Raw genomic sequence first — 13,617 nt, forward strand, 5'->3', positions numbered from 1 at the left:
ACAACCAAATCAGAGGCTCAGATACAATTCGAAATCAATGTTCCATAAAACTATGAATCAATGGTCACTTGTTGTATCTGAATAGTCGTGACAACTATCCCAACAAGTGCCCACACATCTGTCTTCGTCTTCTTGTTAAGTAACTCCCAGACCGCCAGGGCGTGGGTTCTTTTCGAGGGGTGTCCCCCGAACAGAGGTGCGCATTATACGGATCGTTTACCCCCCTGCAAGGGGCTTTGCGAAAAAAATTCTGCCTTTTTCAAAGGGGTGAAATATTGACCAGAAATGCGGGCGTATCAGTCGCTGTTCCAGGCCGCTGCTCGACCGGGCGAACGTGGCCAATCTGGCCCGAAGAATGCGGGTGACACAGGCACCACGCGCTTATCCCGCGGCCCGGCGCCCTGCTCCTGGAAGAATCAGGGCGTGGTCAGCTTGTCAGGCAGAACCACGCTCACGCCGCTTAATTACCGACATCACCGGTCCGGAGGCTGCGTAAGACAGGAACGCGATCAGCAGTATTAGCGGTGGATCAAGTGTGACCAGACCAAACGCCAGCACCACCAGTATCATAACCACGAACGGCACCCGACCGTGAAAATCGATACCCTTGAAACTGTAGTAGGGGAAGTTGGCAATCATTAACAGGCCAGTCACGCCGGTAAGCAGGGCGAGGAGTATCGCAATCTCGCCGGGAAGATCGGCACCCGACCAGCCCAGGTCACTGCACACCCAAACCGCACTGACGATAATACAAGCCGCCGCGGGGCTGGCCAGGCCGGTGAAGAAGTTTTTGTCTGCGGTGTCGATCTGCGTATTGAAACGCGCCAGCCGCAGCGCTGCGCAGGCGACGTAAACGAAGGCAGCGCTCCAGCCAAACTTGCCAAGTTCTCCGAGGGCGAAGCTGAACATGACCAACGCCGGAGCCACACCAAAGGAGACCATGTCCGACAGGCTGTCGTACTCCGCGCCGAACTTGCTCTGCGTATTGGTCAACCGCGCTATACGCCCGTCCAACCCGTCGAGCACCAGGGCCGCAAATATGGCGATCGGCGCGCTTTGGAAGTCGCCACGCAACGCGGCGATGACCGCATAAAAACCGGCGAACAGCGCGCCGGTCGTGAACAGGTTCGGTAACAGGTAGATGCCCTGTCGGCGCACCGGCTTGCCGTTCTCGGACACTTCCTCTTCGTGCTCGTCCACCAGCAGGTCGAGCGGCGCGGTAACCGGCGGTGATTCATGCCCGTCATCTGCCCTGTTATCCTGCTCTGGTTTGTCGCCCTGCTCCGTCATACTGCTACCTGCCTTGAATTCTTGCGCGATTGTATCAAATAGAGACCTCGCAGGTCTGCCCGGCCACATCCCACAACGCGCGAACTAGCGGGCTGGACAGGCGCTGTCGCAATGCCGCCAGACCGATAGAAAGGGAGGGCAGATCGTGCCGCAGGGGGACACTTTCTACCTGCGCTCCCTGGCCGCTGGCGTCAATAACCAACTGCGGAGCAATGCCTACACCAAGGCCCAGGCTAACCATGGCCACAATGGCTTCATGCCCCGCCACCTGTGCATAAATACGTGGCCGTATACCTCTCTCGCGCAACCAGTCGTCGAGCAGTTCCTTGGTGGTACCCCGCTCCGGCACGATCAACGGCAGTGACTCCCAGTCCAGGCTACCTGTGTCCGCCGCGCCCGCAAGCACCTTATCTCGCACCTGGCAGTCCATTCTCGGCATGCAGAACTGCAATGGCGACTCCCTCAGCGGCAGGAAGTCCAGGCGCCTCGGGAGCTGCAGCGGCCTGATGGTAACGGCCAGGTCATCCTGCCCGGATAACACGCGGTTAACACCGTCTGCCTGGTCACCGGTATGCATCATGATCTCCACGGAGGAGTAGGCCGCACGAAATGCCGCGAGAATAGGCGCAAGCAGGGTATGGCTGGCAGTCACGGAACAGTAAAGGCTGACCTCACCCACCAGTTCACCCTCGCTGTCGAGCGAGCGCTGCAGTTGCTGCCAATCAGACAATGTGCGCAGGGCAAAATCCCTGAACTCCACGCCGGCGTGCGTCAGCGCCACGTTACGTCGATCGCGATGGAACAAGGGTTGCCCGACTTCGTCCTCGAGCCGCGCTATGGTTCGACTGACCGCCGAAACACTCATATGCAGGTTTTCCCCTGCGCGACTGAAACTCAGTGAATCGGCCACGGCGAGAAATAGTGACAACGCCCGGGTTTCCATCACCAGCCCCCTATTGCAATAAAGACAACACAGTATTACTTATTTAGCGTTTTACGCAAGCCATTCAATCCCTTATCCTGCCGCCTCTTAAAACCGCAGTGCACAACCTGTTGCCGATCAAGCAAACCGGCACCTGGCGCGACAGCATGCTAACCAAGCCACCAAGGAGACCCGAACATGGGACAGAATTACTTCAACACCCTGCCACTCCGGTTGCAGCTAGAAGAACTCGGCAAATGCCGCTTTATGGATCGCTCGGAATTCGCCAACGGATGCGACTACCTGAAAGGCAAGAAGATCGTCATCGTTGGTTGCGGAGCGCAGGGCCTGAACCAGGGTCTGAACCTGCGCGACTCCGGGCTGGACGTCTCCTATGCCCTGCGCGAGAGCGCGATTATTGAGCAGCGTCAATCCTGGAAAAACGCCACCGAAAACGGCTTCAACGTGGGCACCTATGAAGAGCTTGTGCCCACCGCCGATGTGGTAATGAACCTGACGCCGGACAAGCAGCACACCAGCGTGGTCGAGGCGGTGATGCCGCTGATGAAGGAAGGTGCCTGCCTGGACTACGCACACGGCTTCAACCTGGTGGAAGAAGGCATGCAAATCCGCAAGGACCTCACCGTGGTGATGATGTGCCCCAAGTGCCCCGGCACGGAAGTACGCGAAGAGTACAAGCGCGGGTTTGGTGTACCGACATTGATTGCCGTACACCGGGAAAATGACCCCCGGGGCGAAGGCATGGATATCGCCAAGGCGCTGGCCTCGGGCACTGGTGGCGACCGCGCAGGTGTTCTGGAGTCTTCACCCATCGCTGAAGTGAAGTCCGACCTGATGGGCGAACAAACCATTCTCTGCGGCATGCTGCAGACCGGTGCCATACTGTCATTCGACAAGATGGTAGAAAAAGGTATCGATCCCGGGTACGCCTCAAAACTCATCCAGTACGGATGGGAAACCGTGACTGAAGGCCTGAAGCACGGTGGTATCACCAACATGATGGACCGCCTCTCCAACCCCGCCAAAATCCGTGCTTACCACCTCGCGGAAGAACTCAAGGACATCATGCGCCCGCTGTACGAAAAGCATCAGGACGACATCATGTCTGGCGAGTTTTCCCGGACCATGATGGAAGACTGGGCCAACGATGATGCCAACCTGTTGCAGTGGCGCGCCGCCACCCAGGATACGGCCTTTGAGAAGACCTCCAGCACCGATTCCGACATCCCCGAGCAGGAGTACTATGACCACGGCATCTTGCTGGTAGCCATGGTCAAAGCGGGTGTAGAGCTGGCCTATGAGACGATGGTAGCCGCCGGCATCAAGGCCGAATCGGCCTACTACGAGTCACTGCATGAGACACCGCTTATCGCCAACACCATCGCGCGCAAGAAACTGTACGAGATGAACGTGGTAATTTCCGACACCGCTGAGTACGGCTGCTACCTGTTCGATCACGCCTGTCGCCCCTTGCTCGCGGATTTCATGAGCAAGATCGACACTGACGTCATCGGCAAAGGCATCGGTGGCGACAATGGTGTGGACAACCGCGAGTTGATCGCCATCAACAGCGACATCCGCAACCACCCGGTTGAGGTCATCGGCGCGGAACTGCGCGGCTATATGACAGCCATGAAGCGAATCGTGTAGGGCGCACCACAATGAAGAAGGGGGCCAGATGGCCCCCTTTTTTTGGTCCAGTGTGCTCAGAGACTCAGCACCTTCTCACCGCGGGAAATACCGGCAACGCCGGATCGGACCACCTCCAGGATATCGACGTCGACCATGGACGCCACAAAGGCATCCAGCTTGTCCGACGTACCTACCAACTGAATTGTGAACACGTTGGGTCCGACATCGACGATCTGCCCGCGAAAAATGTCGGTGGTGCGCTTGACCTCGTCCCGGGCCGCACCGGTGGCGCGTACCTTTATCAACATGAGGTCTCTCTCGACGTGGGCTCCCTCAGTCAGGTCTACCACTTTGACCACGTCCACCAACTTGTTGAGCTGCTTCGTCACCTGCTCTATGTGCAGGTCGTCGCCGATGGTGGTAAGTGTGAGTCGCGACAGCGTGGGATCATCCGTGGCTGCCACGTTCAGGGTTTCAATGTTGTACCCGCGCTGTGAGAACAAGCCAACCACCCTGGACAAGGCACCTGGCTCGTTTTCCATGAGCATAGATAAGATGCGTCGCATGATCAGGTCCTCTCGTTCTTGGAAAGCCACATATCTTTCATGGAGCCGTTAGGCGCCACATGCATGGGGTAGACATGTTCCATGTCATCAATCAGCACATCGAGGAACACCGTGCGATCCTTGAGGGCAAAGGTTTCATCCATTGCCGCGTCGAGATCTTCGAGCTTGCTGACCTTGATGCCCACGTGACCATATGACTCCATGAGTTTAACGAAATCAGGCAGCGAGTCGGCATAGGTCACCTCGGAGTAGCGGCCTTCATACTGCATATCCTGCCACTGCTTCACCATCCCCAGGTAATTGTTGCGCAGGCAGATGATCTTCACCGGTGTACTGTAATGCGTTGCAGTCGCCAGCTCCTGAATGTTCATCTGGATACTGCCTTCACCGGTGACGCAGGCCACGTCGGCGTCCGGAAACGCCAGTTTTACCCCGATTGCCGCAGGCAGGCCAAAACCCATGGTGCCCAGGCCGCCGGAGTTGATCCAGCGCCGGGGCTTGTCGAAACGATAATACTGGGCCGCAAACATCTGGTGCTGGCCGACGTCAGACGTCACATAGGCATCCCCGTCCGTGGCCCGATACAGGCTCTCGATCACCTGCTGGGGCATGATCATGTCACTCTCGCGATAGCGCCGGCCGGTCAGCAAACCATGCTTGCCCCGCCACTCGTCTATCTGCTGCCACCAGCGCTCAAGGGAAGCAGCCTCGGGAAGGTCGGCGTCTTTCTCTTTTATGGCATCTATCTGCGCCATCATTTCCGTCAACACCGACTGCACCGGACCCACGATGGGGACATCCGCCTGTACGGTCTTGGATATGGAAGTTGGATCCACGTCGATGTGAATGATTTTCGCACCGGGGCAAAACTTGGACACGGTATTGGTGACGCGGTCATCGAATCTCGCACCCACTGCCAGGATTACGTCGGCATGGTGCATCGCCATGTTGGCCTCGTAAAACCCGTGCATCCCCAGCATGCCAAGGAATTGCCGATCAGTACCGGGAAAAGCTCCCAGGCCCATCAGGGTATTCGTCACCGGATAGTTAAGCTCCCTGGCGAGGCGGGTGAGCAACTCGCTGCCCTCGCCCAGGATGACTCCGCCCCCGGAATAAATCACTGGCCTCTTGGCACCGAGCAGCAGGCGGGCAGCTTTCTTGATTTGCCCGGTATGACCACGCTGTGCCGGCGAGTACGAACGCAGCTTCACGGAATCCGGATAATGGTACTCAAATTTCTCGTCGGGCCTGGTGACGTCCTTGGGGATGTCGATAACCACGGGACCAGGTCGGCCGGTGGCAGCAATATGGAAAGCTCGCTTGATGGTCCCGGGAATCTCCTCGGCATGCTTGACCATAAAGCTGTGCTTCACGATAGGCCGCGAGATACCCACCATGTCGGTTTCCTGGAAGGCATCCTCACCGATGAGGTGGCTCTGCACCTGGCCAGAGAACACCACCATGGGTATGGAATCCATGTAGGCGGTAGCGATACCGGTAATAGCATTGGTGGCGCCAGGACCTGAGGTGACCAGAACCACACCGGGTTTGCCGGTAGCGCGAGCGTAGGCGTCAGCGGCGTGGGTGGCCGCCTGTTCATGACGCACCAGTATGTGCGGGACTTTACAGTCCTTGAACAGCGCATCGTAAATATGTAAGACAGCACCGCCCGGATAACCGAAGACGTATTCCACGCCCTCGTCTTCCAGAGCGCGAGCAACCATTTCACCGCCGGATAATAGTTCCACAGCAATTCTCCAAAGAGCATGCACGGCGCGATACCCTCGCCGTTACACTTCAAAAGTACGTGTGGACGTTGCTACGACAGGCACCTCGGACCGGTACCCGGTTGGCCACGCCACCCCCTTGTTGAGCTCGATACACAACGCGATCCCCTGAGGGACTCACCTTCAGGGATTATCGATCACGAACCCGTGTATCGGTCGCCCTGCGGGGTAGCGCAGTGTCTGGCCCTCAACCCGACCAATACAGCCCGGGTTGAATACGGGACTCACAAACAGCTGACATGAATAATCGGATCACACCAGTAGGCCAGGGGTCGAGGGTACTCGACATACGCCGTTGCCATATGCAAGACGGCGACAATGGTGGCAGAACCGGTAGGAATGTCAACCATGCGGCTGCTGCGTGTGACATTCACCACATTTTGGACTATTTCAATATTGACGATGTCGTTTTACTTTTATACTGATACCCTACCGAAAAGAGGGGATTTGCGGTGGAAATGAAAAGAGTGGGGATGATCACCATCCTGTTCAGCGCGCTGGTGCTGGGCGCCTATGCCGAGGCAGGAAACCTGTATCGCTGGAAAGACAGCGAGGGCAACCCTGTAATGAGCGACCGTCCACCGCCAACCGGCGTGGAGTATGAGACGATATCAACCAGTTCCAACCTGGTTCACAGCGTGAATGACGCTGACGCACCGCCGGCCGAATCGCCCTCCGCACCAGCCGGCAAGCCACCGGAGCCCGAACAGACAGCCGCAAAGTCTGGCAAGACCAAGTCCGGCCTGTATGAGAAAAACCCGGAATACTGCGCGGCCGCCAGGAAAAACCTTGAAGTGATAGATCGGGCCCCGAGAATCCGGATGGATACCGGTGACGGTGAGTTGCGTTACCTGACTGATGAGGAGCGCGCTACCCAGCGACAGAACAACCTTGAGGTTATTGAAGCGCACTGCGAATGACGACAGTTCCGGAGTAATGCCAATGATCCACAAAAGAGCGTGCATGAGTGTACTGGGAGCCTGCCTGCTGGCCCTGGCCACGCTAGGGGCAGCTGCGGCTGAAGCCGGCACCACGCATTACCGCTGGATCAACGAACGCGGGTACCCGGTGCACAGCGACCGGCCGCCACCCGAGGGTATCGATTACGAGGTAATCACGACAGGCTCGGGGCTGAAGCGCGTGGTCCCTGCTGAGGAAGGCGCGGTGCCGCCCGAGGTTAACCCCAGCGTCGGTAACGAGTTTGAGCCTGTCGATGAAGATGAAGCCAGTCGCAGCCGGAAAAATCCCGAACTCTGCCAACGCGCACGCTCCAATCTGGAGGCGCTGACCACCAAGTCTACGGTCATCATGAAAGACGATCAGGGAGATGATCGCGTGCTCACAGCAGAGGAAATCGCATCGGAAACCCGAAAAGCAGAAGCCCTGGTGGAATTCTACTGCCCCTGATCCCAGACCAGTTCCCGCTGGCGGGCCCGTTGGCTCGCCGCGTGCCATCCAGCACCCGCTTCAGTTCCCCTGTCTATTGATTCTCCAGTACAGCCGCCGCTTGAACCGTGGCGGCGCGGGGATACCCTGTGGCTCCAGGCCCGGTGCGGACGAGGTTATTGCGGCGCAACCCAGGCAAAATGGCACTACTTCGCCAGTGTCGAGTTTGACCTTGCCGGCTACCGGCCCGGGCAACAAGCCCCCTTCCGGCGCATCTGCATAGTCGCCTGCCCCTGTCCTGAAATCCAACCGGTAGCGACTGGCTGACCCCAGTGGCTGTTGACAGTTGCCGTTCGCCGGGTCTTGTGCACGATGCGTCTGGAAATAGACGCTGTCAGCAATCGTCAGTGCATCCGATACCACCTGCTCCCGGCTCTTCAGTTTCAGCTTCCAGCCTTTTGGTGAGGACACCGTGTGCAGGCTGGCCGAACCATCCAGGGCTGCCTCGGCCAGGGAAGCACCACAGATCACGGCCTGGTTACACACTTGCGACTCCGTTTCCAGCCAGTCCGGTGACTGGGGCTGGTCAAAGATCACGTAGAAGTAATTCTCCGTTGCCCGGGTCACCGCATATCGCGCTGTTGGCTTCTCGCGATCGCCGGAACCGAGCAGCACGGCGTAGCGACTTGAGTTGGGGACCGCCACCACGTCGGGCCCGAACAGGAATTTGCGATTGGCACTGCAATCCGCGTCGGCAGTCTCGCCGCAGCCCAGGGCGGCAATCCTGGTCAACTCCCAGTCCGGGGGACTGGTGGCAGACAAGGCCTGTCCTCCAGGCCCAGACAAACGGTAGACGTTACCACCGGTGTCAGCGGCATACGCGTAACGCAGGCTTCTGTCCTGTTCGCTGATTGGTACCTGGGTCAACCGACCCGGAACCGAGCGCAAGGTATCAAAGCGTCGGATGATGCGGCCGGTGGCTGCGTCCAGCACCAGAATCATATTGCCCTGCTGTGCGGCGCCACAGTCATGGTTCGAGAAGGTGTCTGCGTCCTCATTGTCTTCGCAAGTATCGTAGCCGCCACCCATCAGCAGATAAGGCCCTTCCTCACCAGTCACCCGGGCCGCAACCGGGGTAGACCATGTCTGCCCCAGCCCGTCCCAACCCGGCGCACAATCTTCCGGTATCGCATTGCCCGCGGCGCAACCCAGGCGCCAGAGCAGGCGCGGTGCACCCATGTCGCTGATATCGAAGACGTACACGGAGCGCCCTCCCCGGCGTAAACTGGCGGCCAGGAAGCGCCGCCCGTTATCATCGAGCCAGGTCACCAGACTGCCATCGGGACCGTAAACCTTGCCCTGCATTGAAAGCGCCCCGCTACCCCCAGTTGTGGCGGTCATTGACGAGGGTGCATTGAGCAGGCTTTTCCCAATACTGGAGAAGAACTCCGCTGGCATGAATGCCCAGAACTCGGCTCCCGCCGGTATGCTCACGCCCGCCGTGTCACCGACTGCCATGGAGGAGTAACGGTTGCCATTGATGGCTCGTATCAGGCCATCGTTGGCGCCGTAGAAGACCACCAATCCGGATTCTGCTGCATCCGCACTGATATCGATCGCCAGTGGCCTGGAGTGCAGTACATCGCTGTGCAGGGAAGGCCGGAACTCAAGCCTGTCCCCGTCACGGTCTTCGTCCTCAGTGTCCGCACCGCGCGCCCAGCGCAGGGAGTCCCCCTCTGCGCCTGGCATTGAGGCAGACACCAATGGATCATTCACATCAAAGTCCAGCAAACCACAGGTCGCGCCAGTGCTGCCGCCGCAAAATACGTTAGCCGCCGTTTTCACCACCCTGGCCGCCGCAGTCGACTCTGCGTAGCGTTCGCCACCTCGACCTATATAGGCCTGACCGCCCTTCTCGACAACTCCACCATCAGGAAAGTTTGACTGCTGTGTCACGGTTAGTTGTTTACATGCAACAGGCGCGTTCGCCGAGGATAGAAATGCCCAGTAGTTGTCCGGCGCCGGGGGTGTCCAGTAGCTCACGGCACAGGGATCAATCCGGCCGTTGGCCTCGGCAAGCACAGGGTTCCCGCCCGCATCTACCAGGCCGATTCCAAACGGCTGCGCCCCGTCAAGCTTGCCGAGCCGATACTGCTTAAGGTTACCTGGCCAACGTGGCCTGGCGAATTCATCAGGACGAAACTGCCCGCTGTAGACATGGTTGAGAAACACGCCCTGGGCGTATCTGTCCGCGGGCAGGCCCGGCGCTACGAATGCGCCATCTTCAGCCTCCACGTCGCTCAAAGCCATTCTAAGACCCAGCTCAATGTCGTCAGGAGTACTTGCAACGGCGATGTATTCACCCGAGGCGGCCGCGCTGACGTCGGCCAGCAAGTCGCGCCACGCACTTGCCGCGGTACTGTTTCCGCCCCCCACCGCCAGCGCCGAGACCTTGATACCCAGATCCGTACCCGCAAGAAAGCGTGACCACGCCACAGCAGGATCCTCCTCCCTGTCAAGCGACTGTGAGGTACCGGCCGTAAGCAACTCCAGCAGGTCGTGTGCTCGATGCGTCGCGCTGCCAGGGGCTGGATCGGGGCCGTGACTGATAATAATAATGCGGTTGCGTGCACACTCGCCTGGTGCAACCGGACTCAGGTAACTGGAACTGCCGACCTCGGCAAGAGCGCTACCCGGCAATGACCAGACGGCGCGATCCGCGCTGGTGCCGGCTGCCATCTCCGGGCCAGTGCGAACATAGTCGGCCAGCGACGCGCCCGCCCCGAACACCGGCCTGGAACCACTAAAATAGTAGTACGCCTCTGCCAGAAGTGTTGCCAGACCTGCATGCGTCCCGGTATCGGCAGCAACGCTCATGGCTTCTATCTGCGCTGCATATAACGCTGCGTTAGCGGCTGTCATGGTGCGCATGGCTGAGCGTACATAGCCTCCGCTCTGATCAGGGGGCTCTCCATCGCGGTACAGCAGGAAACCAACTCTCACATTCTCTCGATCAAAATCCCGCAGCAGGCTGCCAAGCGCTTTTCGCGTGCTGCCCCAGAGCGCCTTGCCGTCACCATCGGCCTGCGCCCAGTTATCCGTATTGTCGAGAATAAACAGCACATTCATCGAAACATGCGAATTCGATGCCGCTGGTAGATAGATTTCGATATCTTCGCCATGTGCCTGCAAACTGCAGCAGCCGAGCAGCACCTGAAAGGTAACAACACACAGCAGTTTCATGACGCTTCTCCTCAAGGCGTAGTCAGGTGTTCAGCGCAGAGAGCACTGCGCTGAGCTGTCGATAGCACATAGCTCACACCCTGTGACAGGCTGATACTGGCGCCGGTGACCACATCCGTTGCCGTCGCGGTCAGTTCCCAAACCGTCTGCCACTCGCTGTCAGCAGCGAACCCTGTGAGGGTGACACTATTGGCCAACCATCGACTAACAGGTGTTGCCCGCAGGCATGTGGGAGGCTCAACAACGACTTCATAATCGCTGACGCCGTCCCGGTTCAGGTCGACCTGCTCCACGTGGGCGGCAGTGACTCCGGCCAGCGGGTAATCCCCGGTTATTAGCCCGGCCAGGACTTTATCCGCGGCGTCAACGGCGCCGGCGCGTACCTGCACATTGCCTACCGCCGCCAGACTGGTCGCACTGATCCTGACGCCGCTAACGACCATCAGACTGGTCAGCAATAACATGATGCCCGCAATAAACAGCGTGATGACGCCGCGGCACTGGTGCTGCCTGTGTGGCACAGTCATCCCCTCTCCCTCCTGACAGCGATGTTGCGCAGCAAAACTGTCGCGGTGAATACGTCGCGCTTGTAACTGTCATCGAACGGTCCTACCACAAGCCCACCCAGGTCATAGCTCTGGTCATTGCGATAGCCCGCACTTTCCTCTCTGGCACGCACCAGCAGATACAGGCGCACGGCGGTCACATTGACCAGTTGGCTGCGTGCGCAAGGGGTCACCTCGCTGCAGTGGATAAATGCGCCATCGGGCACACCATCTCCGCGATTGACTGGCACCCGCTGCACAGTAGGGTCTTGCCAGACCAGTGGCGAACCGTAGTCGACCACGGAGCCCGAGGCGCCGACGGAGTCGATACCGAGCATGACGCGAAAACGCTCCACACCGGGGACTATTTCCTGGGCTCGGAGCTGCCCCGGTGCTCCTGCTGACACCCCTAATCGGGAGCGATAGAGCGCAGGCTCACCCCTTTCCGTGTTGCGAATGAAGTAGATATTCTGGACAAGCTGATGCCTGAAGGCGGGCGTTATGCAGTCCCGCTCGGTAAGCGGGCTCACACCGGGCGCCAGCGAGTAACGCGCTCCCGCCGCAAGCTCACTGGCGCAGTTTGACGCCTGGAAGGCGACCTCGCCTGCCTCTGCAGGGGCGCAAATCCCCAACCCCACGAGGCACGTTGCAGCGTGGCGCACCACCAGCACGTCGGTACCAGGTTCGCCGCGTTCCGCGGACAGCAGGGCTTGGCAATGTTCACCGGGCGCTGCATCGCTGGACTGCACGGCGATACCCAGCAGCGCCTGGATATACCCGGAGGTCCGATCCTCGGGCCAGTTTTCTATTCCCAGGCAGGGATCAGGTACAAGTGCGGGCACATCACCCGGCACCTGGGTCCAACCAGGGTCATCGTACTGCGGCTGGTAGGTATGCCAATACCCGGCGTGGCGAAGATCCTGGCGCAAGAGCTGCAATGCCAGGCGGCCGCGTTCCGCCAACGCGCTGGTATTACTCATCTCTCGGTTGAGGCGGGTCGTATCCAGCAGCAACTGTGTCAACCAGGCCACCAGCAACATACCCAGCAGGGTTGCGATCATCATTTCTACCAGGCTGAACCCCGCGGGGCGTCGCTGCTGTAAAGTCGAGCACCCCATGTCAAAGGCTCTCCAGGCTCGGGAAGCTCACGACAGTGGTAATGAATCGCCGGCACGCCCCTGCAAAGCCGACGCAGGCAGAACGCGTGGGCAGGTCATAGCCACCCTTGCCACAGCGAACTGCAACAGGCGGTGGTGAGAGCGCCGTCAAACCTTGCCAAACGATGGTCAATGCGTACTGCGGAGCTGCACCGCCCTCCAGGACTTCAATGCAGCCGCGGCCCGCAAACAAGCCGGCAACGGGCTCACCGTCTGCATCGAGTGCCGATTCGCCCTTCAGGCGGCGGCACCACTGGGCCATATCGCGCGCTGCCAATGGTGCCGTCAGGCCCGGATCGGCACACGGCTCCGCCCCGAGCCCTGCTACCGGATCCGTCAGGTATTCGCTTGCCGCAGCAGGATTGGCCCTCAAGCGGGCAGCCATATCCTCAAGCAGCAGTTGCGCCCTGGTACGCTGGGAACTCTCGGTCTCCAACACCTGCAAACGAATGTGCAGGTCCAGCATGGCCCACAGGCCCACCACGACAACCGCCAGGGTGACCACCACCTCGATCATCAGTGCTCCCGATTGCCCGCTGATCCTGACTGCGTTACGCGACATCATTGCCACCAGCGGCCAGGAAACTCAGAGCTGTAGTGACCCTGGCTGTCGAGCTGCAACCACCCGTCCGCACGCTGCCTGCCAACAGGAACCAGCCGCAACTCGAAGCTGGGCACAGCGCCTTCACCAAGCTGCAGGTGATAGCGGTAGTGGCGCGCCACCACGGGCTCGGGCAGGAAACCCGCCGCAGCCAGGGTATCCATATCGGCGTAACGGCGGTCAGAGAGGAGGTATTGCTGCTGGATGCCGGCTATTTCCAGCATCTCGGCCTGGGCCGCGGCGCGCTTCCCGCGCATGGCCTGGTGCTCGTAGGCCGGCAAGGCGACCATCAGCAGAATGGCCATGATCGCGACCACGACCATCATTTCGATTAGGGTAAATCCGTGCAGGCCCCTGCCGATCTGAATTCGGGTCAGCATGGCATCCATTCCCCGCTGCTTGTTGTTTCAGCAGCAGTATGTGACAGGATATGGGGAACGGCCCGCAACTGGCGGCTTTTGCCCAAC

At 59.4% G+C, this 13,617-nt stretch carries 12 protein-coding genes; 3 read left to right on the plus strand and 9 right to left on the minus strand.

Annotated elements, in window-relative coordinates; genetic code table 11:
• Positions 1–435: 435 nt before the first annotated feature.
• Positions 436–1,290, minus strand: a complete 855-nt coding sequence (gene pssA, locus F0M18_RS17645; protein WP_149612791.1) for a CDP-diacylglycerol--serine O-phosphatidyltransferase — start codon at positions 1,288–1,290, stop codon at positions 436–438.
• A 34-nt stretch (positions 1,291–1,324) separates the two neighbouring features.
• On the minus strand, positions 1,325–2,233 hold the full coding sequence (ilvY, locus tag F0M18_RS17650; protein WP_149612792.1) for an HTH-type transcriptional activator IlvY: 909 nt from the start codon (positions 2,231–2,233) through the stop codon (positions 1,325–1,327).
• A 177-nt stretch (positions 2,234–2,410) separates the two neighbouring features.
• Here ilvY and ilvC point away from each other — a divergent pair, with 177 nt between their 5' ends.
• Positions 2,411–3,883 carry a ketol-acid reductoisomerase gene (gene ilvC, locus F0M18_RS17655; RefSeq protein ID WP_149612793.1) on the plus strand — a complete coding sequence of 491 codons (1,473 nt, stop codon included), beginning with the start codon at positions 2,411–2,413 and terminating at the stop codon, positions 3,881–3,883.
• A gap of 56 nt (positions 3,884–3,939) precedes the next feature.
• Here the strand turns inward: ilvC and ilvN are convergent, their stop codons facing one another.
• Positions 3,940–4,431: an acetolactate synthase small subunit gene (ilvN, locus tag F0M18_RS17660; protein WP_149612794.1), complete on the minus strand. Its 492-nt coding sequence runs from the start codon at positions 4,429–4,431 to the stop codon at positions 3,940–3,942.
• A gap of 2 nt (positions 4,432–4,433) precedes the next feature.
• Positions 4,434–6,179, minus strand: coding sequence for an acetolactate synthase 3 large subunit (locus tag F0M18_RS17665; protein WP_149612795.1), 1,746 nt, complete (start codon positions 6,177–6,179; stop codon positions 4,434–4,436).
• 497 nt (positions 6,180–6,676) lie between these two features.
• Between F0M18_RS17665 and F0M18_RS17670 the strand changes: the two genes are divergently transcribed.
• Together F0M18_RS17670 and F0M18_RS17675 are read left to right on the plus strand one after the other, a co-directional pair.
• Entirely contained in the window at positions 6,677–7,138 is a 462-nt protein-coding gene (locus F0M18_RS17670) for a DUF4124 domain-containing protein (protein ID WP_262500995.1), read from the plus strand.
• Positions 7,139–7,181: 43 nt separating this feature from the next.
• Complete coding sequence (locus F0M18_RS17675) at positions 7,182–7,625, plus strand: DUF4124 domain-containing protein (protein ID WP_188109792.1); 444 nt, start codon at positions 7,182–7,184, stop codon at positions 7,623–7,625.
• Between the two features lie 60 nt (positions 7,626–7,685).
• Here the strand turns inward: F0M18_RS17675 and F0M18_RS17680 are convergent, their stop codons facing one another.
• From F0M18_RS17680 to F0M18_RS17700, 5 genes are read right to left on the minus strand one after another with little or no spacing between them, the layout of a single operon-like run.
• Positions 7,686–10,847, minus strand: coding sequence for a pilus assembly protein (locus F0M18_RS17680; RefSeq protein ID WP_149612798.1), 3,162 nt, complete (start codon positions 10,845–10,847; stop codon positions 7,686–7,688).
• Positions 10,848–10,858: 11 nt separating this feature from the next.
• A complete protein-coding gene (locus F0M18_RS17685) occupies positions 10,859–11,374 on the minus strand; it encodes a hypothetical protein (RefSeq protein ID WP_149612799.1) in 516 nt (171 codons plus the stop codon).
• On the minus strand, positions 11,371–12,510 hold the full coding sequence (locus tag F0M18_RS17690) for a PilW family protein (protein ID WP_149612800.1): 1,140 nt from the start codon (positions 12,508–12,510) through the stop codon (positions 11,371–11,373). The genes F0M18_RS17685 and F0M18_RS17690 overlap by 4 nt, the downstream gene beginning before the upstream one ends.
• A 1-nt stretch (position 12,511) precedes the next feature.
• Positions 12,512–13,111, minus strand: a complete 600-nt coding sequence (locus tag F0M18_RS17695) for a PilV family protein (RefSeq protein ID WP_149612801.1) — start codon at positions 13,109–13,111, stop codon at positions 12,512–12,514.
• Positions 13,111–13,530, minus strand: a complete 420-nt coding sequence (locus F0M18_RS17700; protein ID WP_149612802.1) for a type IV pilin protein — start codon at positions 13,528–13,530, stop codon at positions 13,111–13,113. Before F0M18_RS17700 ends, F0M18_RS17695 begins: the two co-directional genes overlap by 1 nt.
• Between the last annotated feature and the right edge of the window lie 87 nt (positions 13,531–13,617).

The organism is Pseudohalioglobus sediminis, assembly GCF_008370495.1.
Taxonomy (GTDB): Bacteria; Pseudomonadota; Gammaproteobacteria; order Pseudomonadales; family Halieaceae; genus Halioglobus.

Excerpts from the sequence above, each read along its gene's own strand:
- F0M18_RS17700 (WP_149612802.1), bottom strand. The coding sequence starts at position 13,530 with ATGCTGACCCGAATTCAGATCGGCAGGGGCCTGCACGGATTTACCCTA.
- F0M18_RS17675 (WP_188109792.1), top strand. The coding sequence starts at position 7,182 with ATGAGTGTACTGGGAGCCTGCCTGCTGGCCCTGGCCACGCTAGGGGCA.
- F0M18_RS17690 (WP_149612800.1), bottom strand. The coding sequence starts at position 12,510 with ATGGGGTGCTCGACTTTACAGCAGCGACGCCCCGCGGGGTTCAGCCTG.
- ilvN (WP_149612794.1), bottom strand. The coding sequence starts at position 4,431 with ATGCGACGCATCTTATCTATGCTCATGGAAAACGAGCCAGGTGCCTTG.
- ilvC (WP_149612793.1), top strand. The coding sequence starts at position 2,411 with ATGGGACAGAATTACTTCAACACCCTGCCACTCCGGTTGCAGCTAGAA.
- pssA (WP_149612791.1), bottom strand. The coding sequence starts at position 1,290 with ATGACGGAGCAGGGCGACAAACCAGAGCAGGATAACAGGGCAGATGAC.
- F0M18_RS17695 (WP_149612801.1), bottom strand. The coding sequence starts at position 13,111 with ATGTCGCGTAACGCAGTCAGGATCAGCGGGCAATCGGGAGCACTGATG.
- ilvY (WP_149612792.1), bottom strand. The coding sequence starts at position 2,233 with ATGGAAACCCGGGCGTTGTCACTATTTCTCGCCGTGGCCGATTCACTG.
- F0M18_RS17685 (WP_149612799.1), bottom strand. The coding sequence starts at position 11,374 with ATGACTGTGCCACACAGGCAGCACCAGTGCCGCGGCGTCATCACGCTG.
- F0M18_RS17670 (WP_262500995.1), top strand. The coding sequence starts at position 6,677 with ATGAAAAGAGTGGGGATGATCACCATCCTGTTCAGCGCGCTGGTGCTG.
- F0M18_RS17680 (WP_149612798.1), bottom strand. The coding sequence starts at position 10,847 with ATGAAACTGCTGTGTGTTGTTACCTTTCAGGTGCTGCTCGGCTGCTGC.